The following is a 2,517-nucleotide window of genomic DNA, read 5'->3' on the forward strand; positions in this document are numbered from 1 at the left end:
TCCCCCCACCGTGACGCCCACGACCCCCACGGGCACCAAGACCGTGAAGAAGGCCGGAGCTCGTGGGCCAACGCGCCCGCGCAATCCGACCCTTCAGTCCGCGCTCGACGCCCTCAACGAGGGCCGCGCGGCGCTCGCGGCGGGAGACACCGGCAAGGCGGTCCGCATGGCCCAGCGCAGCTACACGGAGCAGGACAACCTGGCCGCGCGCCTGCTGGCGCTCCGGGCCTACTGCCAGAAGGGGGATCTGGCGAACGTGCGCGCGGTGGCGCGCGTGGTGGACCTTCGGGATATGCAAGAGGTCGTCGCCGAATGTCAGACGCATAATATCGACTTGACGCCCTGAGCAGCCCCCGCCGCATGCGGGGTGCGCCCGGGTGAGGGGAAGGAATCGCGCGTGAGGATCGTCGTCGCAGTGGCCGTGCTGTCCGCCGTCCTGGGCACCCTGCCCGCCCGGGCCGCGGCGCCCGTCGAAGCCGGCAAGGTGTTCGTGGGACCGCAGGGCGAACAGGTGGCGCTCGTGCCGCTCCTGCCCCGTGAGCAGAAGAAGTTCCTCGTGCGCATCCAGGGCACGGGCTCCGTGCTCGACGGCCTCGTGCTCCCCTACACCGTCAAGGACTGGAGCAGCCTCAGCATCTCGCGGCTGAACTACACCACCCAGTGGCACGGCCGGAACTACTCGCCGCTCATCCTCGTGGGCCCGCGCGTGGAGCTGCACTTCCCCGGCGGCCCCGGCAACGGCATCGCCGTCCAGTACGACGAGGCGCGCTCGCAGAAGCTCAAGCCGGAGGAGGTCTACGCGCAGCACCAGCAGCAGACCCAGAGCGGCCAGCTCGCGAAGCTGATGGCCTTCGATCGCAAGGCCGAGGAGGCCGTCCACGACACCGCCTACGCGGAAGCGCTCCAGGCGATGAACGCCACTTGCGGTGCGTCCGTGGCGGGCTCCATCGACTGGGCCACCGTCACGGAAGCCTGGCTCAAGGACGTGAACATCACCCGCTACTGCGCCTTCCCCCTTACCGCCCTGAAGACGATGTGCGGCACCTCCGAGGAAGCCCGACGCACGGTGAAGGCCCGCCTCCAGCACATTGACTGCCGCTTCGGCGCTGCCCTGGAGCCGAGCCTGCAAGGAGACCGCTTCGTGTGGACCACGTCCCCGGAGGCCTCCAGCCAGGAGAAGGCCGCCACCCGCTACTTCAAGAAGCACCTCTAGCCCCGCACACCCATGACCTTCCCGCGCATCCTCACCGTGGCCCTGCTGCTCGGCGCCAGCACCACCTCCGCCGTTGAGCCGCCGTGGGGCAAGGCGGAGAACCTGGGGCAGCGCATGCTCCTGGAGGCCACGTCCGTGTGCACCGACGGCAAGGGCCACTACGCCGTCTCCGTGCCCCGCGAGGAGACGGAGGACCTGGAGGATCGGCTCTACTACGGCGACGCCAGGGAGCTCGTGGAGGTGCCCCGGCCCCACGGCTTCCTGTCCGCCGAGACCTTCCTGGACCCGCGCTTCTTCAACAAGCAGGGCATCCCCGACTACCAGGGGCGGGACCTGCGCGTGTACTCGGAGCTGTCCGTGGACGCGAAGGAGCGCACCTGCTCGCTGCGCTGTGGCGAGCGCAAGGTGTCCCTGGAGATGCTCCCGGGCGCCGAGGCGCGGGAGCTGCTGCGCAAGGCCACCTACGCGCCCAACCCGCAGAAGTACGTCCCCCACGCGCTGCTGCGCGACTCGAAGGGCACGTACTACTACGTGGACAAGGGCTCCTCGTCCTCGGACTCGCGCAACTTCCGGGTGTTCATCGGGCCGCGCGGCGACCTGAAGCCGCAGAAGATGACCAACGTGGTGTCGGACTCCGAAGGGGAGATCTTCACCACGAAGCGGGGCGAGCTGCGGCTCGTCATCGACCGCGCGCAGACGCCCCTGTGGGTTGAAAAACCGAGCAAGGAGGTCGCGCTGCGCAACGTGCCCGTGGAGCAGAACCTGTCGCTCATCTACAACGAGCTGGGCGTCTACACCGGCATCCGGCTGGGCACGCCCTGCGACGACCAGTAGCGCGCCCGCCTCAGACGCGGACCAGCACCGCGAGCTGGTGCGCGCCGATGCCCAGGCCCACCATCACCAGGTACTTCGTGCGCAGCTCGCGCTGGAACCGGGAGAGCGTCACCGGCATCGACGCGTGCACCATGTTGCCCAGGTCCTCGAAGGTATCCAGGTACTCGCGCGGGCGGATCTGCTGGGCCCAGTGGTCCATCAGCTTGCGCGTGGCCTGGTGCGAGATGAGCGTCACCTCGTCCGCGCTCACGCCGTGCTTCGCCAGCAGCCGCTCGACGAGCTTGGGCGGCCCGTTCATCCCGGACGTCAGGAACGCCTGGATGCCCCCCGTGGGGGCGATGCCGTAGGTAGGGTGCGCAAGCCCGGACTCCGGGCGCACGCCCAGCATCATCGCGCCGTACTCGTCGCTGAAGGTGTCCGCCGCCCAGTCCACGAGGACGAGCCGGCCTCCGGGCTCCGAGGCCCCCACC

Annotated in this window: 3 protein-coding genes and 1 pseudogene; 3 read left to right on the forward strand and 1 reads right to left on the reverse strand. The window is 69.6% G+C overall.

Annotation, left to right across the window (positions count from 1 at the left end):
* From D7V93_RS45560 to D7V93_RS41650, 3 genes and pseudogenes are all read left to right on the forward strand, one after another.
* A pseudogene (locus D7V93_RS45560) lies at nucleotides 1–346 on the forward strand (hypothetical protein); the annotation flags it as partial.
* Nucleotides 347–397: 51 nt separating this feature from the next.
* Nucleotides 398–1,213 (forward strand): hypothetical protein, encoded by an 816-nt coding sequence (locus D7V93_RS41645; protein WP_120648512.1) that lies wholly within the window; start codon nucleotides 398–400, stop codon nucleotides 1,211–1,213.
* A 12-nt stretch (nucleotides 1,214–1,225) separates the two neighbouring features.
* Nucleotides 1,226–2,047, forward strand: a complete 822-nt coding sequence (locus D7V93_RS41650; protein WP_120648513.1) for a hypothetical protein — start codon at nucleotides 1,226–1,228, stop codon at nucleotides 2,045–2,047.
* A gap of 10 nt (nucleotides 2,048–2,057) precedes the next feature.
* Here D7V93_RS41650 and D7V93_RS41655 read toward each other — a convergent pair.
* Nucleotides 2,058–2,517, reverse strand: a 460-nt coding sequence (locus tag D7V93_RS41655) for a 3-oxoacyl-[acyl-carrier-protein] synthase III C-terminal domain-containing protein (protein ID WP_279636996.1), incomplete at its 5' end; no start/stop codon positions are given.

The sequence above is a fragment of the Corallococcus llansteffanensis genome, assembly GCF_003612055.1.
Classification (GTDB): domain Bacteria; phylum Myxococcota; class Myxococcia; order Myxococcales; family Myxococcaceae; genus Corallococcus; species Corallococcus llansteffanensis.

Bases quoted from the DNA above. Each gene is read 5' to 3' on its own strand.
- D7V93_RS41650 (WP_120648513.1), top strand. From the start codon at position 1,226: ATGACCTTCCCGCGCATCCTCACCGTGGCCCTGCTGCTCGGCGCCAGC.